20 protein-coding genes and 2 pseudogenes are annotated in these 25,052 nt (G+C 49.9%); 12 read left to right on the top strand and 10 right to left on the bottom strand.

Annotated features, from left to right (window positions below; translation table 11 throughout):
• Positions 1-211: 211 nt before the first annotated feature.
• From LA756_RS07220 to LA756_RS07210, 3 genes are all read left to right on the top strand, one after another.
• The gene (locus LA756_RS07220) at positions 212-2,716 is read left to right on the top strand and encodes a recombinase family protein (protein WP_224439198.1); all 2,505 of its coding nucleotides are present in this window, start codon (positions 212-214) and stop codon (positions 2,714-2,716) included.
• 19 nt (positions 2,717-2,735) lie between these two features.
• Positions 2,736-2,927: an SEC-C metal-binding domain-containing protein gene (locus tag LA756_RS07215; protein ID WP_224439197.1), complete on the top strand. Its 192-nt coding sequence runs from the start codon at positions 2,736-2,738 to the stop codon at positions 2,925-2,927.
• Positions 2,928-3,254: 327 nt separating this feature from the next.
• Positions 3,255-3,866, top strand: a complete 612-nt coding sequence (locus LA756_RS07210; protein ID WP_224439196.1) for an ankyrin repeat domain-containing protein — start codon at positions 3,255-3,257, stop codon at positions 3,864-3,866.
• A 22-nt stretch (positions 3,867-3,888) separates the two neighbouring features.
• Here the strand turns inward: LA756_RS07210 and LA756_RS27130 are convergent, their stop codons facing one another.
• The gene (locus tag LA756_RS27130) at positions 3,889-4,014 is read right to left on the bottom strand and encodes a hypothetical protein (protein WP_261362093.1); all 126 of its coding nucleotides are present in this window, start codon (positions 4,012-4,014) and stop codon (positions 3,889-3,891) included.
• Positions 4,015-4,102: 88 nt separating this feature from the next.
• On the opposite strand from LA756_RS27130, the gene LA756_RS07205 reads away from it, so the two are divergent.
• Positions 4,103-5,563, top strand: coding sequence for a hypothetical protein (locus LA756_RS07205; RefSeq protein ID WP_224439195.1), 1,461 nt, complete (start codon positions 4,103-4,105; stop codon positions 5,561-5,563).
• A 615-nt stretch (positions 5,564-6,178) separates the two neighbouring features.
• Here the strand turns inward: LA756_RS07205 and LA756_RS07200 are convergent.
• Entirely contained in the window at positions 6,179-6,655 is a 477-nt protein-coding gene (locus tag LA756_RS07200; protein ID WP_224439194.1) for a hypothetical protein, read from the bottom strand.
• A gap of 849 nt (positions 6,656-7,504) precedes the next feature.
• On the opposite strand from LA756_RS07200, the gene LA756_RS07195 reads away from it, so the two are divergent.
• A complete protein-coding gene (locus LA756_RS07195; protein ID WP_224439193.1) occupies positions 7,505-9,640 on the top strand; it encodes an ATP-dependent endonuclease in 2,136 nt (711 codons plus the stop codon).
• On the top strand, positions 9,637-11,478 hold the full coding sequence (locus tag LA756_RS07190) for a UvrD-helicase domain-containing protein (protein ID WP_224439192.1): 1,842 nt from the start codon (positions 9,637-9,639) through the stop codon (positions 11,476-11,478). Before LA756_RS07195 ends, LA756_RS07190 begins: the two co-directional genes overlap by 4 nt.
• Positions 11,479-11,917: 439 nt before the next feature.
• Here LA756_RS07190 and LA756_RS07185 read toward each other — a convergent pair whose 3' ends face one another.
• Entirely contained in the window at positions 11,918-12,100 is a 183-nt protein-coding gene (locus tag LA756_RS07185) for a hypothetical protein (RefSeq protein WP_224439191.1), read from the bottom strand.
• A gap of 975 nt (positions 12,101-13,075) precedes the next feature.
• Here LA756_RS07185 and LA756_RS07180 point away from each other — a divergent pair.
• Both LA756_RS07180 and LA756_RS07175 read left to right on the top strand, forming a co-directional pair.
• Positions 13,076-13,177: pseudogene (locus LA756_RS07180) on the top strand (transposase); the annotation flags it as partial.
• 52 nt (positions 13,178-13,229) lie between these two features.
• Positions 13,230-14,063 (top strand): polysaccharide pyruvyl transferase family protein, encoded by an 834-nt coding sequence (locus LA756_RS07175; RefSeq protein WP_224439190.1) that lies wholly within the window; start codon positions 13,230-13,232, stop codon positions 14,061-14,063.
• 1 nt (position 14,064) lies between these two features.
• Here the strand turns inward: LA756_RS07175 and LA756_RS07170 are convergent, their stop codons facing one another.
• Complete coding sequence (locus LA756_RS07170) at positions 14,065-14,751, bottom strand: hypothetical protein (RefSeq protein WP_224439189.1); 687 nt, start codon at positions 14,749-14,751, stop codon at positions 14,065-14,067.
• A 296-nt stretch (positions 14,752-15,047) separates the two neighbouring features.
• Here LA756_RS07170 and LA756_RS07165 point away from each other — a divergent pair, with 296 nt between their 5' ends.
• From LA756_RS07165 to LA756_RS27320, 3 genes are all read left to right on the top strand, one after another.
• On the top strand, positions 15,048-15,218 hold the full coding sequence (locus LA756_RS07165) for a transposase (protein WP_224439188.1): 171 nt from the start codon (positions 15,048-15,050) through the stop codon (positions 15,216-15,218).
• Positions 15,219-15,453: 235 nt separating this feature from the next.
• Positions 15,454-15,621 carry a transposase gene (locus tag LA756_RS27325; RefSeq protein WP_224440365.1) on the top strand — a complete coding sequence of 56 codons (168 nt, stop codon included), beginning with the start codon at positions 15,454-15,456 and terminating at the stop codon, positions 15,619-15,621.
• A 42-nt stretch (positions 15,622-15,663) separates the two neighbouring features.
• Positions 15,664-15,879, top strand: a complete 216-nt coding sequence (locus LA756_RS27320; RefSeq protein WP_224439187.1) for a transposase — start codon at positions 15,664-15,666, stop codon at positions 15,877-15,879.
• Positions 15,880-16,327: 448 nt separating this feature from the next.
• On the opposite strand, the gene LA756_RS07150 is transcribed toward LA756_RS27320, so the two are convergent.
• Complete coding sequence (locus LA756_RS07150) at positions 16,328-18,100, bottom strand: hypothetical protein (protein WP_224439186.1); 1,773 nt, start codon at positions 18,098-18,100, stop codon at positions 16,328-16,330.
• Positions 18,101-18,218: 118 nt separating this feature from the next.
• On the bottom strand, positions 18,219-21,206 hold the full coding sequence (locus LA756_RS07145) for an Ig-like domain-containing protein (protein ID WP_224439185.1): 2,988 nt from the start codon (positions 21,204-21,206) through the stop codon (positions 18,219-18,221).
• Between the two features lie 85 nt (positions 21,207-21,291).
• Between LA756_RS07145 and LA756_RS07140 the strand changes: the two are divergent.
• A pseudogene (locus LA756_RS07140) lies at positions 21,292-21,472 on the top strand (integrase core domain-containing protein); the annotation flags it as partial.
• A 40-nt stretch (positions 21,473-21,512) separates the two neighbouring features.
• Here the strand turns inward: LA756_RS07140 and LA756_RS07135 are convergent.
• From LA756_RS07135 to LA756_RS07120, 4 genes are all read right to left on the bottom strand, one after another.
• A complete protein-coding gene (locus tag LA756_RS07135; protein ID WP_224439184.1) occupies positions 21,513-21,710 on the bottom strand; it encodes a hypothetical protein in 198 nt (65 codons plus the stop codon).
• A 796-nt stretch (positions 21,711-22,506) separates the two neighbouring features.
• Positions 22,507-22,737: a hypothetical protein gene (locus tag LA756_RS07130; protein WP_224439183.1), complete on the bottom strand. Its 231-nt coding sequence runs from the start codon at positions 22,735-22,737 to the stop codon at positions 22,507-22,509.
• 174 nt (positions 22,738-22,911) lie between these two features.
• Positions 22,912-23,694, bottom strand: coding sequence for a HEPN domain-containing protein (locus tag LA756_RS07125; RefSeq protein WP_224439182.1), 783 nt, complete (start codon positions 23,692-23,694; stop codon positions 22,912-22,914).
• Positions 23,695-24,396: 702 nt separating this feature from the next.
• A complete protein-coding gene (locus LA756_RS07120) occupies positions 24,397-24,969 on the bottom strand; it encodes a dihydrofolate reductase family protein (RefSeq protein ID WP_224439181.1) in 573 nt (190 codons plus the stop codon).
• Positions 24,970-25,052: the final 83 nt, after the last annotated feature.

Genomic DNA, 25,052 nt, shown 5'->3' with positions numbered 1-25,052 from the left:
TGAGACGAGGAAAATAATCCTCTGCGCGACCTCTCGCATTCAGTTTGATCATTAAGGAAGTTCTCGTATTGGAGAATTGTCGCATCAGGTGACCGTCACGCGACAATTCGTTTCTAGACTTCGGCTACGGCTTGCGAAGCCGCGGCCTGGTGGTCGCCTGTTAGCATTCTGTGGCAAGCCGTGCGTCTCAATGATTCACGGGAAGTTAGACATGCAGCCCAATTTGGTGGCGGCCAAGCTTGAGAAACTGCTCCATGATTTCAGCGAAAAGGCCATTGCATCTACGGTCAAGGGGAAGACGGCTCCGGCAAAGCGGAAGAAAGTGAAACGCACGAAGGAGGAGATTCGTCGTCAACAGGAGCAATTCCATGCAAAGACGGTCAAAGAGATCGACTCCCTGCTGGAGGACTATTACACGAGAATCTCGCAAGAAGGTGCCGATAGTATCGGCGCAGCCTACGCTCGCTTCTCGACGAGATTTCAAGATTCAATCGCAGATCAACTCCGATCGATCCTCCAGGATGCCGTACGGTTGGACATCTATATTCCGCGCGAGTACGTTTTCTTCGACCTTGCAGTTCGCGGCTTTCAAGATCGGCGACCTGGCCTCATGGCTCTCAGGAAGATGTTAGAAGCGGGAAACATCCAAACGCTCATGGTCTTCACCACGTCCCGACTCTACCGACGAGCCTACAAGTGCTTGCAGTTTGTTGAAGAGGATTTGGTTGAGCAAGGCATTCGTGGAATCTTCGTCAAGTCGCACATTGACACCGCCGACGGGGATAATTGGCGAACGACCTTACAGGCGTTGGCCAACCTTGATGAGGCGCAAGTCCGCGTATATGGGGCGCATATTAATGCATCGCACGAAGGGCTGTTCGACAGGCAGATGGTCCATACGACCCTTTCCCTAGGCTACACCGGTGAAATCGTGGAAGGTGAGTTGACGCGGCGGCAGCGTCCTCGGCGAAGGATCATCATTGATCCTGAATCCGCTCAATGGATAGTTCGGATCTTTTACTGGTATGTGGTCGATCGGATCTGCATTGCGGAGATTGCAAGGAAGCTCAACGCAGACGATGACGCTCCTGCCCCGGAGAATTCAATTACCGGCCTTTGGACGCATGCTTTGGTGCGAAAACACCTATCCAATCCACAATATCGCGGCTGGTGCGCTTATGGGGCGACGGAGACCAAGTGGAAGAGCAAGAAGGATTATGCTGCTCAGGTTCCCCGGAAAGCCCCATTGAGGGAAGCCCACTTTGACGATCTACAAATCATACCGGACGAGTGCTGGTATGCCGCTCAAACGCTGCTTGCCGCGGAACCACGCAATTCGGGGCGAAAATCGACGACAGAAGACCCTGATAAAGGACCTCGTCTCTTGCAAGGTCTGTTCGTCTGTCCAGAGCACGGTCGCCGACTTGCAGCCGGGGGGGCAAAGGGGCGCGTGTTGCTGTGTCCGTGCTGCCGCTGCATCGAAGAAAGTAGTCGACCGATCTTTACTCACTTGAATCGGAAACTGGCTCTGCAACGGACGTGCGATCACCTTATCGATTGGATCCGACCGTCGGAAGAACTTATTGATTCGGTAATCGAGGAATGCGTACGTCGTTCCGCAGAATTGCAAAAAGAGGACCCCCATATTCTGCAGGCCCTAAAAGGACAGGCGGCCAAGCTCAAGGCCACCATCGACTTCAATCGTCGCAACCCTGGGGTTTCCGAGGATGAACAGCGTCAGACCATGCTGATCCTCAAGGATCTTCGCCGACAACAAAATGACGTGCTCGCCCGTCTCCGTTCTATCGAGGCCGCACAGCAGTCACCACCTCCGACACCGAGCCGTGAACAGGTTGCGGAGTTCCTGGACGCAACAAGAGAATTGATTCAACAGGGGCTAACATCCAAGGACGCATCCTTGCTTCGTAAGATTCGCCTATCGATGGAAGACATTATTCAGGGCAAAATCGAAGTGCATCAGATGGGGGAACGTAGTAAATCGAAGGGTTGGCTGCAGGGCCGATTGCGGATTGATGTGACCGGTTTCGTTGTCAAGGAATTGACCGGGGTTGGTTGTGGGGACTCGAACACCGTTCAGGAAGTGACGATCGACTTCAAAAAGGTTGACCCGATCGACGAGGAATCGGAAACGGCTAAACGACTATGGGATGATGGCCTTCTTAATAAGGCGATCGCCCAGCAAATGGACTGCTCTCCAGCGTACGTTACCAAGCTAATCCAACATTGGCACGACAAACGTGGTTTGATGCGTCCTAACAATAAGCGGCGCCGAAAACAGCTGGAATCCAAGCAAATTAAAGTCCCCTCGTACATGGAAATTGCCAACCAGGTGCATGAACTCATGATCGCAGGGCATTCCAATTTGGAAATTGGCAGGGTTTTAGGAGTTTCGGACGCCACCGTTGCCAGAGCGATTAAATGGTGGCATGAAAAGCGAGGCTTGCCGGTACCAACCGCCTCGGATCGACGACAATTGAAACTCTTGCGAGCCAAAAAAATGCTCGCCGAAGGTATGTTGGTTACAGATGTCGCGGCAAAACTCGACTACACGCCTCGCGGTCTAAAGATGGCACTCGCCAAGTTCGCTGCCGATAATGGCGAAGCAGCACCGGACTTCCGTTCGCGCCGTGGGAACGCTAAAGCTGGTTCGTCGGCCAATGGCAAAAAACTAGACTCTGACGCGTTGGCTGCCTGAGGAAAACAAGTCTCGCAGCGTGTCGCGAAATGCGGCCTGTCCTTGTGGCATCGGTAAGAAGTACAAGGATTGTTGTCTGAAGCATGACGCCACCGCCTCCCTATTCGGCCAGGTGCTTCGCGTCGTCAAGTTCCGTGACCGTCAAGGCGACGATCTGGGCCTACGACTTCTGGACCAATGGAACCCGCCTCGCGAGTTTATCCAGCAGTGACGCGACAAGCGGCGCGTTCTGACGCTCAATCCGCAACTTCTTCCCGCAGTCAGTGTCGTCTCAAAATGGTTATGATGACGTCTGGGGACATGCTGGAAAGCTCACTCAAAGTAATGGCGAGCGCAAAATATTTGCACGGGGCCAATCCGGTTGCGATGTTTGTGTGAGGATAATCCTGACATATCCAAAGTGTATCTGTCAGTTCCCATTCATGGTGGGTGGTGACCGGCCATATCGACCGACTCAGATCCACGTCCGAATCTTGGTGGGTGGTACACAAGAAATAGGACGCCGATTCAATAATCCCAAGTGATGAGGCACAATGTGATGTCAAAATCGAAGATACCGTTCGATTCCAATGGGAATGTCGACATCGATGTTCTTCGTGAGAAAGTGGATTGGCAGGAGTTGTCGGAAGTGGAAAAAATCATTCTTACTGGTCAAGAGTTGGATTGGCAGCTTCTAAATCGAGAAGTGCAGCTAAATGCAGATTTGGCTAGAATCAAATGGGGGAACGGCAACACGCTCTTGTGCCTGGCTGCACACGATGGTCAGTTGGCTTTGGTTGAATTGCTTATTGACGCCGGTGCGAACATCAACGCAAATTCCGAACTTGGGACACCCCTATACTGCGGCGTTTGGAGTTCGCAAGGTGAAATCGTCGACAGGCTTATCCAAGAAGGTGCTAACCTAAATTCACATTGCGATAACGGATGGACTCCTTTGCATTTGGCGTGTCGAAACGGCTACGAAAAGATTGCTGAGTCGTTGATTCGAGCCGGGGCTAAGATCAATGCAAAGGATTCTAGCGGCAGAACACCGCTCGACGAGGCGGCACAGCAAGAATATGCCGAGGTGGCTCGATTGGTCGTGGCTCATGGAGGTGCTGGCACAGCCGAAACGACCTCCAAGTACGTGACATCGCTTGGTGGCGGCTAGCCCCATGTATGATAAATATCAGCTACTCGTCCACCGCCACTTCGCCTTCGACCAGTAATTGCTCCAAGCTGACCTCATCGGTGATCTCGCCTGGGCCTACGACCTGCGAACCGGCAATCTCTCCTTTGGCGATCGCTTCGCATGGCACGCCGAAATCCTTGGCACGGAACCCACCTGTGCAATCCTGCCGCTCCCGCCTGAATGCTTCCGGTGCCCATATCTGCTAAAGTGGAGTGATGATGCCTGTGAATGCCCCATCTTCAATACTTGCTGATGCCCTGAAATCGCCGGACGATGATGCGCCTCGAATGGCCTTGGCCAACACGTCTGAGATTGCAACATGGCATAGCCACCTGATCCAGGTGCAGTGCGACCTTGCGCAACGTGTTGCAAATGATCCATTTCGACACGAATGGCAGGCCGTTGATCATGTTGAGCAACGTCTGCTCGGAGGCCTCTCTTCGTTTGAGAGAGGCTTTCTTCAATTACGTCCAAATCTCGCCGTGTTTTTTCGACGAGGCTTTCTAGAAGTGGTCACTGCCGAACTTGCTACCATCCTTGACCACGGTGAGGAGTGTCTTGCATTTGCTCTGTTTCCATTCGTCAATCGCCTTCATTTGACCGGAGATACGGCTCGCATCCCTGATCTATGCAGTTCTCCTCTATTGCAACGGATCGATCACCTGTGGTTTGCCGAAGCGTTATGTGATGACGGGAAAGTAAAGGCGTTGTCATCATCGTCGAACATAGGACATCTGAAGTCACTGAGCTTCCGATTCTGGGGTGAATGTGACGAAAAAGGTCGTCTTGCTGACTATGGTGGTGTCATATCACCCGATGGCGCCAAAGCGTTAGCATCATCGTCCAGTTTGAGAAACGTGCAATCGCTCGACCTAACATTTCACGATCTTGGATTGCACGGAACGCAGCACTTGACACGTTCAGCCACACTTCAAAATCTTGAAACTCTGTGTCTGGACCTGAATGACATAGGAGATGATGGAGTCAAAGAGTTGGCCGTCGCAGAAAATTTCACATCGCTGGCTTCCCTAAGCGTCAGAGACAACGGGATTTCCCTTGAGGGAATCCACGCATTAATCTCTGGGCCACGGGCGCAAGGGCTTCGCAGCCTTCGCCTGACCGACAATGATCTCGGCCCAGATGCTGGGACTGTGTTCGCCAAAACAACCTGCTTCGGACGACTTGAGTACTTGTATCTCGCAAACTGCTCACTTGGTGAGAAGGGATTCTCTGACCTCCTGGAGTTCAACAGGTTGCCGCAACTTCGTTCACTGAATGTGGACAGAAACTCGATCGGGCCTTCCTTCTTCGATATCTTCCGAGCGGCCCCTGCGATTGCACACATCTCAGCGATGAGCAATGGGATTTCTGATGACAACGCGCACCACATGCTGGGGGGCACTGGGAATCGCAGCAGCGAATTGCGCTCACTGAATTTGAGTGACAACAATCTTGGCAATGGATTCGCACAAGCGATTAGTGAAAGTTCGGCATTTGGCAATCTCGAAACGTTGCATTTGGCCGGAAACAGTGTGGACGACATAGGAGCATCGTACATTCGGCAATCTGAAAGTCTCAAGAATCTGCAGCTAGTCAGCTTCGATGCATCAAGAGTATCCGACCAGGAACAGCGGCTTCTGGTGGATAGGTTTGGTGACGGCGTCGTATTCAAATAGGATGACTGTAATTCGGACAAGTTTTGCGTGCCGAGTTTGATGCGCATGGGCGACTGCGAGAGCTAAAGGGAAGGCTGGGAAAAGAGAAACTAGGTGCATTGTCATAGCCAGACGGTTGCTGAATGGTCCTCGCCCCTCCTTTCCCTCCCGCATTTCCCAATTCTGCATCACCCTTGCTCACGCGTCTGCTTTCGCCCCAGCAACCGGCATCCGCTATGCCCCCTGCCTGTCCTGATCCAGTAGTTCTTCGATGCGAGAGCAAAGCGATGTATCCCGCTCCGCATTTCCCACGCTGCCTGCTTAATGGCCTGAAGCGTTGTCCTCAGCTTGTTGCGAGTGGGACGCCCAGGGCCTGGTGGAAGTCTTGTCCATTGAACCCGCTCGCGAGATCGAACCGCTAGGACCAACCTCCCTGTGCAGGCTTTGCCCTGTGCGATAAACGGGAGATCGAGTTTTTCGTATACAGGCCAAAAATCGTCGCCACACACGGCTCAATGCATTGTTCTGCGGCGATCCCTATATTTCCGTACCGGAATTGATGCGCGTAAACCCAGAAATAGAAAAGAGTTGCAGAATTTACTTTGGAAGTGGAATCCAACATGGTTGTGTCCACGACTACGTTTGTTTCAACTTTGTCTTGTTGAAATCGATCCTTCGTTTTCGATAACCGGACGCTAAATTGTCAGGCATGAGCACGAAGAAAATCAGCCTGATGCCCTGGCCTGGCTCCGCACGAAACTGGCGGTCAAGTTCATACGTCCCTATTCGCATGAGCAGGCGAACTCGCTTGGGTGCCTGATCAATCAGCCCTTGGATCTCGTCGACATCAGTACGTGGCCCCTTGCCAACGCGGTACGCGAGAATGAAGTGCGTACGAACGTCGCTCACTAGGCTGAGCTTGGGGGACCGCCGGTAAACGAGCTTTTTCCACAGGCTTTCCTGGGTGTTTCGTCGCCGCACGAAGAAGGCACTGGCACACGTTGCTTCGAGCCCGGTCGAATCGATCGCCGCATCCGGCACGCGTTTGCGACGCCCCATCTGCATCGCCACCGTCTCGTCCAACAGCGACTGCGCCGCCTCACATGTGAGCAATCGCTGGGCTGCCTTTTGCAGCGTCGTGTAGTGGGGAATGTAGTCCAGCTCGATCGCTTCAGATAGCGACGAACAGTCGAGAAGTTGCTCGGTGATACCGCGGTAATCGAGCCGCTGAAGTTCTTCAGCACCAGGCAGGCAAACAGTTGATGCTGCGTGAACTTATTCGGACTTTTCACATGGCGATACGCTGGCAACGCTCGCTTAGCGACGGCCCAGGCGGTGACCAAAACATCCAACGGAGATTTACTCGTAACGCTTATTAAGAGCTGTTACGTTAGAAAAAGTCCGCTAGCGGGTTGAACTATTTCTGTAGTTTTCTACAGAGCCGGTCGAAAGAGGGTTATCTACATTACCGATCCGGGAGTGATGCAAATCGTTCGTCGTCAGATCGAACGGTATCAGACCGGCCATCTATTTCGTATTACGCGTGGCAATCCGTGGACAATGGAAGGCCTGCGTTGCGCCTTCGATCAAGTTCGGACGAAGCTTCGAAAGAAAGGGATCGAACTCGATGGGGATGCCTGTGTCTATTCGTGCAGGCACACATATGCAAAGCGTAGCTTGGATGGCTACTGGACCAAGAAGCTGATTAGTGTTGAGACGTTGTCGAAACTAATGGGCAATTCGGTCGAGATTTGCCGGCAGCACTATCTCGCATGGGATCAGAGATATACGGAGCAGCTCTGGGCAGCGTGCTAGAGACCACAAACTAGTCGAACGACGATTGAGGCTACCAAATTGGACGCCCCTCTCGCTGACTGCTGAATATACTCCAAAGCTACTACACACCTTCCTAATTCGCTGCTAAAATCGCCGCCACAACAATCACAATTGGGGGCGGTTTGAATGAAACTCTTACGTGCGCGTGTTAATGGTTTTCGGCGACTTGAAAATGTGCTCATTGACTTCGATGAACAAGAGACGGTATTCGTTGGCCCGAACAACAGCGGAAAAACCTCGGCAGCCGAAGTTTTCCGTCTCTTTCTGAAGACTGGCGAATTCTCGGTTCACGATTTCTCCGTTTCTAAAGTCCCTGAATTAGATAGATTTGGGAGAGGAGAAATCGAAGAGAAGGCCCTTCCCTGCATAACGCTTGACCTTTGGTTCAAACTTGATCCTGAAACCGAATTTGGCCGCGCCGGTGAATTACTCCCTGACGCGGATCAGGATTATGACGAAGTGGGCATTCGAATTCGGTATATGGCACTAGATGGAACCAAGCTTAGAGAAGATTTTCTCTCCCGTATGACTCCAGCCGAAGGTGTGCAACCTAGAAAACCACTCTCGTATTATTTGTCGATGCCAGGCACGCTGAAGCAGCACTATTCTTTGACATATTACGCCTTGGATGCGACGACTGGCGTAGAAACTGAACGTCCTCTAAAGACCGAAGACGGAAAGAGGATTCTGCGATCATTGATAAGGGTCGAATTTGTAGATGCTCAACGTAAGATCGACGACCATGAAAGCCCAGGCAGTACACGGCTATCTAAGGTATTTACACGGTTTTACAAACGCAATCTCGCCCAGGTGCAAACCGCGGAAGATGCGAACGACCTTATAGACAAGCACAACGATGACCTGACGGGACATTACTCAACGGTATTTGCCGATCTGCTTGGAGTCATTCAAGGCTTGGGAGTGCCTTCTGTTAATGATCGAAGACTTCGTGTAACCTCCGCTCTCGTTCCTGAGAAGGTACTCGAAAGCAATGCAAATCTGACATATTTCGACGAGCATCGCCAACATGAATTGCCTGAGAGTTACAATGGATTAGGCATTAAAAATTTGATCTATCTGGCGGTTCAGATTTGCGAATTTCATCTCAATTGGATGAGTACGGAAGAATCCAGGCCTCTAGCTCTCGTTATTTTCATTGAGGAACCTGAAGCACATCTTCACGCGCAGGCACAGCAGACCTTTATTACTAACGCATGGAAAATTATTAACGAGGCATCGGTTCGCGTTGGTGAAGACGGCATGACGCCACAGGTTGTTGTTACCACCCACTCTTCTCATATTTTGGATACGGTCGAATTTGGAAAGGTTAGGTATTTCCGTAGATGCCATTGTGACGGTGAAGACCCAGCGACCACGACCACACTGAATGCATCGGTTGCCATGAATTTGCAAGCTTTTAGTCCCGCAATGCAACCGCCTTCCGAGGAAGAGGTAGAAACGGAAGCTGAGAAAGAGACTCCTGTATCGATGAGACAGGAAGAGGTAGCGGCCACGCTAACCTTTCTGAAACGATACATGAAACTAACGCACTGCGATCTGTTCTTTTCTGATGCCGTGATTCTTGTTGAAGGCACTGTCGAAAAGCTTCTGCTGCCAGAAATGATCGAGCGGGTTGCTCCGGGACTGAAACACCGCTACTTGACGGTGCTCGAAGTTGGTGGCGCCTACGCTCACCTTTTCGCTTCACTTCTTGAGTTTATCGCTGTTCCGTATCTCATCATCACCGATATAGATTCAGTTTCCCCTGAAGTTAATCGGAGTGCGTGCCGAGCCGATACAGAAGGGGCCGTGTCATCAAACGCTGCCCTGAGTTTCTTCTTGGGCAAATCCGCGATCAAGGATTTATGCGATCTTAAGCCAGAAGACCAAATATTTTCCATTCGCCGTTGTTACTTGGCCTACCAGAGGCCATCGCCAGTCAATGGGTATGCTGATGGTTCGACGATGCATGGCCGAACTTTAGAAGAAACGTTTACCTATGAGAATCTAGAGCTGTTTCGTGCTGAGAATTTAAGTGTCGGGGTTGATCTAACCGGCGATCCTGAACATGAAACGGACTACCAAGCGATTTACGAAGCGATTAGGGCTTCCAAATTCAAGAAGACAGAATTCGCGTTGTCGGTTATCTCGTCAGATGCCGACTGGGTAACTCCCAAATATATCACTGATGGATTGAAGTGGTTAGAAGCTGAATTGAACGCTACTGTCACCACAGACGCAGAAGAGGAGCCTGTTGCATGACAAGTTTTGTTCCGACACAGGCTGATGAAGACGTCCTCAAATGCCTTCGTGAGAAGCAGTCATTTGCCATGGTTGCTGGCGCGGGGTCTGGAAAGACTACATCGCTCGTCGAAGCCTTAAAAGCATTAGATCGGCTTGAGGGCCGTCGTATGCTGCGCGACGGACAGAAGGTGGTCTGCATCACCTACACAAATCGTGCAACCGAAGTGATCCGTGACCGGCTTCGGCAGAACCCTCTCTTCATTGTTTCGACGCTACATAGCTTCCTATGGAAGGAGATAGGGCACTTTCCCAAAAGCATTAGGGAAGCTCTTCGGAGAAGCATCATTCCTGCACAAATTGCGAAACAGCAGGAAAAGGATAATGGAGGAAACAGCATCGCAGCTCGCTCCGCTCGCGCCAAAGCGGAAGTGCTTGTGAACGCACTGGAACAAATTGATACAGTCGAAACCTTTTACTACGGAGACGACTTACTTTTTAGCGACTTTCTTCAGGGTGAGATTGGACATGACGACTTGCTTTCCATTGCCTCTGATCTAATCAGGAACAGCAAGCCCTTTCGTCGTATCATCGCACAGAGATATCCCTATTGGTTTGTTGACGAGGCACAGGATACATCACCGGAAATAGTTGCCGCACTCAATGAACTCTGCAACGAGAATAATTTGCCAATTGTCGGTTATTTTGGCGATCCAATGCAGCAGATTTACGACACTGGCATGGGGGACTTTACCGGCCCTGAAAACTTCAAGCTAATCACTAAGGAAGAGAACTTTCGTTGTTCGCCTCAGGTTATCGAATTGCTCAACGCATTTCGCGATGACGTGCAACAAATCCCTGCGGGTGACAATGCGTCACTCGAAGGCAGTGTCGCCATCATGCTGGTTAAGATGGAAAAGCCAGAATTGCCACGAAATCGCTATGGCGACGATCAGTTGGAGAGGGCACAACAAAAGCTTGTTGCTGCAATCGAGAAATGGGAATGGACGGACAATTCGAAAGCAAAGCGTTTGTTTCTCGCTAGACGAATGATTGCAAGAAGGATGGGATTTTTAAAGTTGCATGACTTGTTTGACGGCCCCTATGCGTCCAGTCGTGCAAATAGTGCCTTTGAAAAAGGCGAGCATATTCTTCTCAAGCCTTTTGTGAACGTCATCGTGCCACTCGTGAAGGCACATAGAGAAGGCAATTCGAATGCGATAATGCGGATACTTACGTCTCGAACGCATGCGTTCGATTCCAGCGGCGAACATAGCGGAAAGACAATTCGTGAAGTTCGTAAACTGGCAATCGATGTAACTGCCACGTTATCTAGGAAATTTGAATCTGAGAATCTCGGTGACGTACTCCGATATTGCTGCGAGAAAGGTCTGATTCAGGCGTCAGAAAGCTTGCAATCTCATCTTGAAAGACCGAAACGAGAAGAAGAATACGACGAGAGCCAGCATGGGGCGGAAAGATCTGATTGGCTCGCGGATGCATTCCTGGCAATGAATGGAACCGAGGTAGAGAAGTATTGCGGTTTTCTGGATGACAACACTCCTTACAGCACACAGCACGGAGTGAAAGGTGAAGAATACGATGACGTAATCGTTGTATTTGACGATACTGAGGCAGCTTGGACTCACTATACTTTTGCGAAGCTGCTCGCACCCAGCTCCGCTGGTTCACCGAGCGACAATCAACTAGCACGCAGTCGAAAACTTGCCTATGTCTGTTTCTCGCGAGCCATCAAGAATCTTCGAATCGCATTGTTTACTCTTGACCCAAATGCTGCAGCCGCTGAACTAGAGGCACAAGGATTCTTTCAAAAGGCACAGATCAGCATCCTTGAGTAAATCTGCCTTCCCAAAGGTTAGGCCTTCGTTCTTTGAAAAAGAAGGCGAGCCTGCTTGGTTGCATGGCCGGTTCTGGTAAGAAATCTATTTCTTGGCTTTGCCAATCAGATACGCCAAGCCACCCGCGATTGCGATGAGGGCAGGTCGACGCCTGGCGTAATCGGCCCCTGGAGGGCGCACGCGGCAAAAAAATCCAGAGTCAGGCTGGAAAACAGGTGTGCGCATATTGACGGATGCTACCTTTCTTTAGAAGACTTCAGTGCTTCGTTGACGATCTCAGTTTGATCGTTGGTCAAGGTGAAGTTCATTTGACTATGCGTGTTTTCCTTATCACCAATTTGTGGGAATTCAACTTCTCCGACATCGAACGAGCCTGCACGTTCCTCGATCTCACAGAACATTGCCTCGACGGCTTCCGTTTGTTCTTCGGGAGATGCGATTAGTTCGGAGAACTATCGCTGTTGGCATCAATCATTGCTGCCAATGGATCGAGGGAAGCCAGAATCAAGGGTTCCTGTTCTTTGCTCCATGAACCGATGAGGACAGGAACCCTTTCATCCTTGGCGATTTTCTTTCTGGCGTGACCATCGATAAGGCGACCGGTTGCTTCGTTGTATAGCAAGGCACCAGCCCAGCCAACTCGGCAAGGCTATTGGTCTGGGATGTGGGATGTTCCCGCCAGTGCTTTTGATTGTCGCTGAGGTCCGCGGGGCTTAGATATTCGAGACGTAAATTATTCATGCCCGTATGTAGGGCAGGTACGATTAATTATCTTATGTCGGGGTGGAGTGGTACTCGTATCTCGTTATTCTTTACGTTGTCGTAAGCCTAAAATTTTTGTTCTCTGGAACAACCACATGAGCGATTCGCAAGACCCAAATGACGAGATACCACCGGAGCTTCAACGGGCAGCCGAAAGAATACGGCAGTTCTCAAAGATGTATAACGAAATTTGTGCGCCCATCCTGAGGGCCCATAGCCAAAGCCAAGCGGCTATGTTCGAGGCATTCGGAAGCATTGCGGCAATGACACGCAGTATTGAAGCGTCTCACTTTCGAGCATTTGGGACGGTCCTAGAGTCAGTCTCATCGATGCAAAAGCTTCAGGCATCATTGATCGCTGAGGTATTCGACAACTCGGGCATTGTCGAAGTCATGCGACAGCGGGATGAACTTCTGTCCTTGTTCTCGTCGATTTCAAGCGGGCCATTCGCGAACAACAAAGCATTGGCTACTTACAGTTCCACGCAATCTTGGACATGTGGAGCCATCGCAAACACCATCTTCGGTTACTTCATTGTTGAGGCTTCGTCGGGAACCTTGGTCTCGCCTTTCTCTAATTCGCGCAACGCCTCGACACTCTCATTGACGAGCCAGCGTCGAAATCCATATGGCGGTTGTCCTCCAGTAGAATAGCCATCCTTAGCCAGACGGATGTGGACGTAAAAGATTTTTGTGCAAGCTCCCTTCGATCCTCCTCGCCCTGACCTGCAATCCAAAACCTGAGCCATTCAAAATGAGACAATCGAGGTAGAATTTGGCCATCCTTTTTCGAGGAGAGGATGACCATGTAGAAGTCTCGATTTACGCATGAACAGATTGCCTTCGCCCACAAGCAGGCCGAGTCGAGGGTACCAGGGGAGGAGGTTTGCCGGAAGCTGGGGATCAGCCAGCAGACGTTCTATCGATGGAAGAAGAAGTTGACGTTGATTAACACAAGCGTTGCCAAGTTTTATCCGATGAGGATCATTGATGAACCAAGCTGAGGAACTTAGCATAGTTGCAAAGGAAAGTTTAAAGATCATGTCTAGAACACTGAGAGTCTACTGGTGGAACCAAGGTCCGCGTGCCGGAAACTTTGGCGACGAGCTAGGGCCTGCTCTCATCCGGATATTAGCTCGTTCGCGAGTTGAATGGGCTCCACCGGAAATGGCGGACATCATTTCTATTGGAAGCGTACTTGAGCCTTGGTTCTGGAAGAATACTCGTTCATTTTCGGGAATAGTTTGGGGTTCTGGCCGGATGTATGGCTCAGAATCGTTTTCACTTGCTTCCTCGCAAATTTCACTTCTGCGAGGACCGCTGACACTAAAGAGTTTCGGGGGGGACAATTCGATCCCTCTTGGTGATCCGGGATTGCTAGCAGATATCTTCTTGAAAAAGCGTGATCCTAAATATGCTTTGGGCCTCGTGCCGCATTGGTCCCAGTTCGAGCATCTGGCTTGGACGAGGCTTGCGGCCCACAACACCCATCTGATCGATGTGTGCAGCGGATATGAGCAAGTCATCTCGCAAATCGCCCAATGCGAAGCGATCGTATCCTCCTCGCTTCACGGATTGATAGTGGCCGACTCTCTGGGAATTCCTAATGTGTGGGTCACATTAGGAGATGATCCGACTTACCCGAATCAGGACTTCCGTTTTAAATTCGCCGACTACTATGCATCGCTTGGCATAACCGAGATGGATGTGGTGGATATATCCAAGCCGACAACGGTAAGGAAACTTCAAGATAGGGCGATGAGGCAGAAATCCAAAGAATTGCGAAAAGTTAAGGAACGAATCTGGAACTCCTTTCCACTATAGCCTAGCGCAGATGTAACTTGTAGGAGTGAAAGCGTTCTAGCTCCCCACCAGCATCCTCCCAAGAATAACCGTAACTGCCAATGTGATTCAGGCGAATCGTCGTATCGGCGTAGATTTTTAGGCCAGCACGCAAGGCACGCTCGCAAAACGAGAAATCTTCTGCTAGATACCATTGCCCTTCGGGCGGATCATCGACGATCATGGGCTGGAAGAATGGAATCATTGGGGCATCGAAACGCTGGTTACAGAGAGGGAGGGATAATTTTTCCTGGATCGTTTCGTACGCTTCCCGTCTGACGTGGAGAAATCCGGTCGCGGCATACTGAATCTCAATTAGACCGCCTTGTTTGCCGAAGGAGATTTGCTTTGTTCCGGGCAAGACGCTGCTTGCGATGCTCCTTTGGCCTTTCTTCGGATAAATTGCCGAGGAAATCGGAAGGTTATGACTACGCAGTTTCTCGACGTCTTCAACGTTGAAACTGATGTCGGAATCGATCCACATTGTCTCCTCGAACCCATGCCGTAAGGCATCCGTGGCCATCTGGTTCCGCCCCTGGTCGATGGCTGCGTAACCCCGGATTCGCCAGACGGAATATCCCCGCTTTTCCAAATCTTGAAGGCCCTTTTCACATTGATGCTCGATCCAGCTTTGAACCGGCACTAGGATCACACATTTCTCGGGAGACATTGTTAGTCAGTTCTCTAGTGGGATTTGAACACTCGTCGATAGCTTCCCAACGCTAAACGGAATCTGTTGCATTTCCGTATCGACCAGCTAAGCCCTAAAATAGCCAAACGATTTAACTCTACCCAGGAAACCAGAATGGGACTAAGCTACCCGGAGAATCACGGTAACTCTTGAACAGCGAATTTTGTCTGTGTGTCATTCTGCTAGGCTCTGTCAGAAAACGGTAATTTGACTTTCAATCCGTGGTCTCCAACCGTTGAAGAACACTTTCTCATTTCAACGCACGGAGGTCCGTCATGGCACGCCATCGTCTTACCGATGATCAATGGGAATTGATTGCTGGCTTCTTTCCGCCGCCTGCTCGCACAGGCCGGCCACGAGTCGATCGACGGATGGTGGTTGATGGCATTCTGTGGGTCATGAGGACCGGGGCTCCTTGGCGTGACTTGCCGGAGAAATTCGGTTAATGGGGTACGGTCTACGACATGTTCACAACGTGGAATCAGGACGGAACGCTTGATGAAATCCTGGATCTGCTGCGTTCTGTTCACGTGGATGCAGGAGCGATCGACAACGAGTTGTGGTGTGTTGATGGCACGACCGTTCGAGCCGCGAGATGTGCTGTTGGAGCCGTGAAAACGGGCCGATGAGGAGGCTAGCTGTGAAGCCTTAGGCCGCAGTCGTGGTGGTTTTAGTACCAAAATCCATCTGCTGTGTGACTCGCACGGCCACCCGCTGCACGCCGTGCTTTCACCTGGCCAAGCCCATGAGTCCAGTTGCTTGCACGAGCTTCTTGAGACGTGCGAAGTGCGAGGCGATGAATCGGATGAAATCATCACGCCCATCTTTCTCGCTGGCGACAAAGGGTAGCGAGCCGAGTGGATCGACGAGTACCTGGTCGAGACTGGCGTCGTGCCCATCATCCCCAGCAAAACAAACGAAGACGGAGACGCCCGCTTCGTTGAGTTTGACCGGCAAACATACCGGCGACGCAACATCGTCAAACGCTTGATCGGCTGGCTAAAAGAATGCCGCCGCATCCTAACTCGCTTCGAGAAGCGAGCGAGAAACTTCCTCGAGATGCTGAAATGGGCATTCATTCAACGGTACTTGAAAACGATGGGCTGATAGGGTTTTCTGATAGGGCCTAAAATTCGATCGCAAAACGTAGTACCACTTTCAATCCGTTCGTCCGCTCAGGTGGGACTGCCGATCTCAGTGCACACTGAAAGGCCAGCCGCGGAGGGGGATTATTATTCATGTAATGTCCATCGTAAGGTGAGCACTATTTAGCCATTAAGCAATTGCCTTTCCAGCGATCGAGGGAAAGCAGTGATAGTGGATAAGCCAAGCAATTAGATGCGTTTCAACTATTGCTCGAAAACCTAGACCGCTTTCCAGAAAGTCAATTAACGATGACGAATACCAAGATAAGCTTGGGGATCGCTGCTATTAGCAGAAATGAATGACTTTGCGATGCGTCCATCCAGTGGAATTCGCCATTAGAATAACAAGTACGAACAGCATCGTTGAAACCTCTCATTCGATCTATCCCTATTTCGCCTCCGTGCTGAGATCATTTACTGTATACTTTGGAACTTATCACCTCTTCTATATACTGAATTTCCTCTTTTGAAATAAAGTCATACCGTTCGGTGCGTTTTACGGCCTCTATCAGTTGTCCAAGAACAGTTGTAATTTCTACTTCATCGTCCGTACGCGGCTGACTCTTATGAAGACGTTTCATCAAGAATCTTCTGCCACTTGGTACTAACGATAACAGTGAACGCTGATTCCGAATCTCTGTCAGACTTGCGGAGTTCGAATTTCTTCGACTATACCACTCGTCGATAAATTCTTGAGGAATGATTTCGACAAGGTTAAGCCTCACTAACGTTTCAACTGCCAACAGTGCGCTTTCAGAGGTTTTCTTGTGGATTCGAAAGTTATCCTTAACATCGTTGATAAGTGAATCATCACACGGCATCCCCCAATTGGCTCGAAGAAACGCAACTGCCACTGGATCATCTGCAAATAATTCGACGGCGACATTGCCGTTTAAGTCGAACGGAGGTCGTCCTGAATTTGCTAGAAATCGCAATAGCTCACTTCTTGATTTAATCAAGATTCGTTCATCGCTCACGAGCTTTGTTGCAGCAAAATACGCCTGGAGCCATACTGCTGGACTGAATCTCTGTTCTTGATTAAACCATCGGATCACTGGATCGTGCTCATCAACGGCTGTTTCATTTTGATAGGATAACCGAAGCAATTGAGATGCTATTTCAGTGATCTGGCCTTGCGTCAGAAGATTGCCTTGAGACATAAGTACCAAGGCGGTAAGTTTCTGACGGTCGCTTAATTTTTGGTAGGATTGATCGTCAAGGACGAGGCCACGCAAATTAGGCTCTTGAATTCCACTAGCTATCTCCCAGAACTTCACACAAGCGCGAATTTCAGTTGGACTACTAGCCGTCGAATAATTAAGGTCGTCACTAAATTCTTCCCGAGTTTTTGCCACGGGCCCCACGAAGGACCGTAAGTCTTCCCAATTCAATCTTGATAGAAAAGAGGAATGGCGACTCATCCCCACAACACGTAGCGCACTCTTTAGATCTCGATCATACAACGTGACTTCGGCTAACTCGCACCCATGTCTCGATTGCCCGAGAGGTGAGCGAAACCGAATTTCACATTTTGCGCCACTACTCTTACTAGCCGTTAGCGTTAAACGATCTCGATCCCAATGTATACTCACAACTTGATCGGAGTAGAGTTTTCTAAGAATTGATCCAAAATCCAAGACAGTACAAAACTGCTTGTTCGGAGGCTTTATTCGCACAAAACTGGGGAAGTTTGCCCCATCAACGTCGATGAAGAAATCCAATTCGCGAAGACTCCATTTCCCACCTTCGTTTACGGTATAAAATTCTCCAGTTCTTCCAAGTGCTAACGGAAATGAACCATCGTCGCGAACAAGCAAATAATTACCACTTTCATTTGACTCCACAAAGAACCGCTTCAACTGCCGCTCTTTGCTCGACGAAATACTCAAATGTTGAATCTCGAACGAGCCATAAACGCCTCGTCGACTATCCACCGTGGCAGGAACATTTAAAACGGCCTGCCAGATGGCCTCCGGCTGTTCATTATCTATAACTGTGCCGAGCGACTTTTCACCTTCGTTCTCATCAGCTAGAGCCTCTCGTGTCATATGAAGTGCATCAACTAATAGGCAGCCAAAGAGAATAAATGGCACCACAACCACCAACTGAAAATCTGCAAAACATCGCAATTTCAGATGTAGTCCTTGCGAAACTTCGATTAAACGAACTTGCGAATCGTCCATGACTTTTCTTCGTCCCTATTTTGATAAATGCGCCAGCATTCCACTGTGAATTCCATAGACCTTCCAGAAGTTGACCGGCGAGTTTACAATCGAAAACGTCTATTATCCCTCGATTATGTCAGTTAAAATTACCGTTCATCATAAAGGCCCCGGTAATAGTCTCGTTCGACGTCCCACTGCTAAACGTCTTCTCGTAAGTTATTCCGGCGTCGAATGTAAACGGGCCTGCCTTGAATGCTTCTACTGTGCTTAAAGTAGTATCAAACCCAAACTTCCAAGCCGGATTCGCAAAGCTAACATCATACACTGAGGCATTGAACGCTCCCTCGACCTTGCCTCCAAAATAGTTCATCTCTACTGGTTCGAGTCCTATGGACAACTTTTCGAATACCTTCACATCCGTCCAGTGCAGCGATGGAAACTCTCCTCCTCCATTAAACAGTTCATCGACCAAAGCGTTATAAAGCTGTGCTGGCGTTGCCCCTCCTGTCATATCGTTAACACTATTTAGTTCCGCATCTAACTTGATTGGCAAAGCGTTTAATATGCTTCCAATCGACTCTTCCAATACATCGAGTCGATGAATCGCATCAGCCACATGCGTAGCATGAGTGGTTCCAATCAGCGTCCCCAGCGAAGACGAATCGGATGGGACGAGTTCGTTTGCATTATTGTGAGCGCCAAGGCGGAACTTTTGGCTCGGAATAGCCTCAAGTGCATCTGCCAAATAGTCAAATCCAATGTCAAGCTGACTCTCCAGGGCAGGCATAATCGTTTGGTCCCAATAGGCATCAATTGTCGATTGAACGAACGCCTCTGATTCACCGATTTGCGTTGCAGTGGCCGACACTCTATCTGTGGTAACTAAATCATCCTTGAGTGAGTTGAACGCACCGGTTATTCCGTTAGATGACTGTTCTTTTAACAAACGGAACACTTGCCCTTTTGTTAAGGTTGTCTGAGCGACGATTCCATGGGTGAAATTAATATCGATATCAAGAATCGCTTCGTCTAGCTCAAATTCAATGCGATTTTCTCCCAAAAACGGATCGACGGTTTCAATCTCTATGCGGACATTCGAGGCCAATCCCGCCCGCACTGCTACTGTATCCTCATATTGATCGCCCGGAGCTACGGTGCGTGTTTCTTCGTGCAAAGTTTGCCCCAAATCATTTACAATTCGAATCTCGAACTCCTCAGAGGTAAGACCTGTGGGCTCGACCCATAAAGTAAACTTAAAAGGTACATAGGAGTCGTATTGCGGTTCGCCATTTGATGTGTCTTGAAGTCTTAAAGACTCTCCAGTGTTTTCTGGGAAATCATAGTCTAGTTCAGCTGTTGCATGAGCGGCTGAATCTACAACATGCACCGAAATCGTATCCACGATAAATGACTGAAGTCCCTTTTTCTTGTAGGAATCTTCGGGCTGTTCGGTTTGACCTGGAGGCAATTCCTGCCAATGCCCTTCATTCCAGTGAAGCTGAATCGAACCGGTAGATAAGGAGGTCCCTTCGACATAGAGTGTTACCTCAGAACCTTCGTCAAATTCAGTTATTCCCGGCTCGATAGATTGAGTGCCCTCTTTATCTTGCCAAACACTGATGGACTGATCATCGAATTCAAGTGTGTAGTAACCGTATTGAGTCGTGGGGCTTGTGTCACTCGAAAGAGTAAGTTTCCGAATGTAACGTGCTCCATCTTCGGTTTTCGTTAAGAATGCCCCTTGCAATTCTTCGTCTTCCTCTGGCACAAACTCGCCTGTAATGGGGCTTCCTTCAACCTTAAGGTCTCCACTTACAACGGTAATATTTGCGGTGCCGTCAAGTGTAGAGCCAGAGGAGTCAATATATTGGTAGGTAAAACTATCGGTTCCCACGTAATCTTCATCGGGGGTATAGGTAAAGGTGCCCCCGGAATTCAACGTTAGCGTTCCATTTGTCGGGCCGTTGACAACCTCAACTTGGTAGCTGGAGTGTGTTCCCTTGTCGTTCTCTCGCACGGAATCCTGAGAAAGGCTCACCTGAAGTAACTGGTTCTTTGAAGTCACGTACTCGTCGTCCGTAGCGTCGTTTTCGTACAGTGAAACTGTCAACTCATTATTTTCGCCGGGATACCATTCATTTGGCTTAGGATCTTCCACCTCGAACACGATGTTCTCTAACTCTTCGTCAAGCATGTCGTCAATCGGCACAATGCGGATGAGTTTCGATTTTGACTGACCTGGCTCAAATTCAAACTTCCCTGAGACAGGGCTACCATCCATTTCAAGTGTATAATCAACTCCAAGAGTCGCTGAGCCGGAAAGCGTGAATGGCACAGTAGTTGCCGAATTGCAGAAATTATCCTTCTCAAGTTGAACGTAGAATTCTCGATCCTGATTGCTTTCACTAGGTCCGCTAATGCCGCTGCCGGATGAGGATACAAGTGAAAGGCCTAAAAACGAACCAACGCCACAGTAAGAACCGCTTCCCGAACCTCCTCCCGAACTAGAGCCACCACCTGAACCAGAGCCTCCTCCCGATCCGGACAGAGCACTGAATCCAAACCCGCTTCCTTTAGTGAATCCACTTCCCACTTCGTTATCTTGAATGAGTCCAGTGGCCGATTCCTCCTCTAGCGAATTTCCGATTGCAGCATAAAGGTCAAGGCTGACGATTTCGTCCTCTTCCACAGAAGAGTCCTGAACCGTGTTAATCCGAATCTCTTTGAAAACTTCGTCAGGCTGGAAAACGACCGTCCCACTCACAGTCTCAAAATCCGAACTTTCCGCGGATTTTCCAGTAGATTGATACGTGATTGAAACAGGCTCAGTTGTACAAGCATTGAGACTTACAACAAACACTAGTTCATCCCCCTCAGTGGCTACAGCATCTGAAACACTGATTAATCCCTGGCCATCTAGAAGGGTTTTCTTTTCCAGCAACTCGGAACGAAGCGGCCGAATCTGACTCCGTCGTTTGGTTCCTCGACTCTTGCGAAATACCTTAGCAAGCGATTCAAACCACATATTTCGAGGAAATTCCACAGTTCTCGCCTTTTCATTAATAAGGGGATTAGAGGCGAAATCCGGAGTGACATCCCTGTAGAGGGGATTGAATCCCGCCACGTGGGCTTTGTTTTAAACAATCGCAAGGGAAATAAGCAAGTTGATTTCTTGTTTTTTTGAAGCTTCATTAAAGCTGGAAATATTTAACCAGACTTCGAACGAAAATTGGTTCTCGTCACTCACCGACGCGAAGGAAGAGAATAGAATCCTGGCGTCGCGACTACAACGAACATCGACCACACAGCGCTCTGGGCTGCCTGGCCAGACGAAGATCCTGGATTTTCTCACTTAAGCTGGTACAGAAAAGGGGAGCGGTTCATCATTGAAGAAAACAACTTAAGGACTGGCTTCATTCGTGGGGGCAGGTCAGCTCTGGAGGTTGACCTCCAGATCTTGTTCGTATTCCGCAGCTGTCATTCCGTCCACACCAACCGCGCCATCCTTGCGTGTGCGTCGATACGCTTCTTTCAACCAATCCAAGTCCATCAGGTAGGCCAGCGAAGTGAATGCCATTTCCGGCGATTGTTTCGCCAACGCTGCAATCCGTTCCTGTTTCGTGGACACGTTTATCGAATTTCGAGGCATTCGTCGTGTTTCTCAGTCACGGTTCGTAATTCGACGTCTCGCTTCCTTCCACTGGATCCAGTCGGGTTTGTTCTCCAGTTTCATCGGTACTATCAAGACGCTATGACTTCCTGACATCCATCTCGCCGCACTTCGTTGCCTTCGTTTGGCGATACCTCAACTTTCACTCGTTCTGTTCGCTCCCTGATGGACGAGTACACCATCATGGCCTGGAGTTGTTAACCGGTTCTCCGGCCGGGATCTTATTGAGGAGACATCAGGATCTCCCAAGTTCCTGGGGAATCTCAATGATCCGTTTGCCTATGTTCCTCGACGCCGGAGGGATTGTCGACATCAGACCGATAAGATGTCACAACTCGGCCCTTGGTACGTGTAACGCAAAGGCTCCCACCATTGGACTTTCGACTTTCAATAGCATGGCTTTCGGACTCGCTGTCTACGCTTTGCCGGACGGGTTACCCACGTACGACACAAGACTCGCTTCCGGCTGCTGGTCAGGCTCTACCGGACGGGCTTCCCACCCGCAAGATTCCACGGAAAGGTTTCCAAGTTGTTTCCTACATCTCTTCCCCCTTTCCCAAGCTTCTTGGCACAAACACGCCCTCCTTGTGCATTTTGAAAGGCGGGCCTCACTACGATCCGCCAATTCCTTGGCAAGACGATAACGTCTCCCCAAACAGTTGCGAGCCGCCTACGGGAAGAGACGGACGGGTCGATGGGTTCATTCAATCACGGGCGTCGCTAGTCGACTGCAGCCGTTGGTTAGGGGCCGAACTTAGAAGTCCATCTGCGCTCCTAGCCAAAGGCCCAGAAACACATTGATTGCTGCCAGAGTGATCAGGAATGATGTCCAAAGCCAGCGAAAATCAGGCTTGTAGTAGTCGGCTGCCGTCAAGCCAATCCCGAAGAAGAGAGAAGGAAGAGCTAACATCGGTATCGCAACAACCAGAGCAATCGGAATGTCTTGGAAGACCGACTGGAGCCCGTGATCCGACCAGAAATCCACACATGAGGCCAGCGGACCAATTGGCGGAAGTAGAAACGCTGATGCCCGAGGTATCGCGACGATCTCTAAGATTCCTTAACGTCCAGCATCACCGGGCCGCCGCGGTTGGTGCTCCGTGTGATTTTGCCCGGATCGGCGGCTCCAGTGCATGCGGTCGTTAGTGGGCTTTTTCTGTCAGTCAAAAACGGCCTTGTCAAAATCTGCTTGCGTGAGCGCATGCCCCCGTTCGATCGTCAACATTAATAAATCAGCCAACAAACGGAATGAACCATTTACAGCCTCTGCCATTTTGTCGGCGGACAGCTTCGATCCATGAACCGCTTTGCTTCTCAAACCATACAAGTTTCTAACTTCTTGGAACTTCTCTCTGCGTTGCACACCTCTTGGCGCTAACAAAGATGCTGAAAGTAAAGATATGCGGTAAACCAATTCGGAGCTAATTCCAAATATCGCCTCGATGCCACTCCAAAGTCGTGCAATTGCAGATCGCCCATCCTTCGTGAATCGCCAGTCAAAGCTTGATTCAAGGGCAAAACGGAATGAGTCGCTGTTGGCCGCCATGTTATTGAACGTATCGAACCGGCTAGATATCCATTGGATGTCGGCGGGTGAAATAGGGTCAGTCCGAGCATCACTGTTCACGACGGTGTTTAGATGAAAGTCCAAAACGTTGCCCACGAATCGTGGGAGCTTGCCATTGGCAGTATTTGCGGTTCGTCGTTGATGTCCCGCAATCTGATTCCACGAATAGTTGGAGCATGCGAGGGACAGATGCTTTGTAAATCCTCGAAGGACGAGTAGCGACGAGGCAAGCCATGCACGATTGAGAGTGTCGTAGCCAGGACGAGACGATTGAAATTGAGAAGTTGCGATTTCGCAGGTACAGGCGAGTGCAACGGGTTCGAGTAATGCCCAGTTGCGGAAACCAACGGCACCAGCAGCAGCAAGGTCAAACACCGAAAGTGGTTCGCTTAGCGGTTGTAATGTAACGCCAGATGCCAAAGTTACGGCGTTTGGAACGCAGGGGAAGCCCGCAACTAAGATGTGCCAATTCGAGTTACCGACGTCGGGATCAGGGTTCATTGCTCAGTTGAAATTTTTGCTGTCCGCTAACTTGTTTATGGGAAGTTTCTGCCCAACGCGCAGGCAGTTGATTTTCGTAAGTCGGATTGTAGCTGTAGGTTGCTCAACTGTCACATCTTTTTGTGCGTGATAGGCGGCCCCTGACTAACGCTCGTCGGGACGAATCGCCCGTTCGTTGACGTCGGTTCCAAGATTACCCGATGAGCATTAGACTCACGCGATGATTCAGATTCAATCCTCTTCGACCACGAGTTCTTGCTCACACATGTCGAACCGTCATGTTCTGCCATAACAAGTGACCAATGTCACGCCCTCCTTACGCATTTTGAAAGGCGGGCCTCACAACGATTAGCCAAGAACCTCGCAAGAACGCATGAGTTAGGCCGCTGGCAGGAAGCGTGATTTCCCCAGGAATGAGGCTCCGCTGCCATGGATGCGAGCAGCGTCTTCGACGGTGACCTCAGCTGCGGATCTCTAGGCGTGCCTTACGACCACCCGCAGTCGCCGTTGCTAACCCAATATTATCTTACCGCCTAACACCTTGCTCAAAGTTGGCCGTCGGCCTGCAGCGCATTGTTAGGAGGATTCATGCTTACCATTTTTGTTTACTTCATATCGTAGCTCCGCCATCCCTACCCCCATTTGCACAACGGATACTAGACTAAGAGTAGGGCTTAACACACGGCGCGGAAAAAGTGGCTTACCTTTTGCAAGCGTGGCAGAACCAACTTGAATAATTAGTTCGTCCAGCAAGCCTGCGTCATAGAACTGCCCTGCTAAGTCACCACCGCCAACGATCCAAATGTTTTTATCTTTAGCGGCAACCTTCATTTCTTCGTGCGCTTGACGTACATCTCCATTTGAAAAATGGAGATCTGCGCCGGCAATCACCGGTAGCTTACGACTTGAGAACACCCAAGCAGGTTTGTCGTAAGGCCATGGAGCACCTGTCTCTTTAGCGACCTGGTCTGAATTACGTATCATCCATTCATAAGTCGATGATCCCATAGCCAAGGCTCCAACTTCGGATATGAACCCTGGATAGCTAGAACTATTAATGTCTCCAAGAGGAAAAAGCCAATCAAGAGAATCTTCTTCGGTCGCGAGGAATCCATCAAGACTCGTGGCTGTGTAATACTGTGTTTTCACTATTTTCCACCTATTCGTTTTTTCGCCCAAGGCTTGAGTTACGACGCCGCCCGCTGGCGTAGTCAGTGGGCGGTCGGTTTGAA

Origin of the sequence: Bremerella sp. TYQ1 (assembly GCF_020150455.1) — a bacterium.
GTDB lineage: Bacteria > Planctomycetota > Planctomycetia > Pirellulales > Pirellulaceae > Bremerella > Bremerella volcania_A.
Note: the sequence above shows the minus strand (reverse complement) of the source record. Positions and strands in the feature narration are given on the sequence as shown.